General features: G+C 65.6%; 1 protein-coding gene. It reads right to left on the reverse strand.

Going from position 1 to position 346, the window contains the following annotated elements:
* A partial coding sequence (locus D7X96_RS39260; protein WP_208647459.1) for an alanine racemase occupies positions 1-298 on the reverse strand: 298 nt, incomplete at its 3' end.
* Between the last annotated feature and the right edge of the window lie 48 nt (positions 299-346).

Below are 346 nucleotides of genomic sequence, written 5' to 3' on the forward strand. Positions count from 1 at the left end.
GAACGGCGGCGCGCACCTTGCGCGCTTCCTCGATGGTGGCGACGAAGAAGGTCTTGCAGCCGGCTTTGCTGAGGGCTCGCGACACCTGCTCGGCGCCGCAGCCATAGGCATCGGCCTTGATCACCGCCGAACATTCGGCCGGCACCGCCGTCTTCTCGAGCTTGCGCCAATTGGCGATGATCGCGTCGAGATCCACGGTCAGCACGCCGCCATAGGGCGCGAGCGCGGCGGCCTGGTTGGCCTCCGCGGAGAGTGGGCCGGATTGCGGGATCGATTTCGGGGCGGACGCCATTGTCATGGCGCCGTTTTACGCAAGAGGTAGGTCCGGTTCAAGGAAGTCAGTAGT

Source organism: Corallococcus interemptor, assembly GCF_003668875.1.
GTDB classification, from domain to species: Bacteria; Myxococcota; Myxococcia; order Myxococcales; family Myxococcaceae; genus Corallococcus; species Corallococcus interemptor.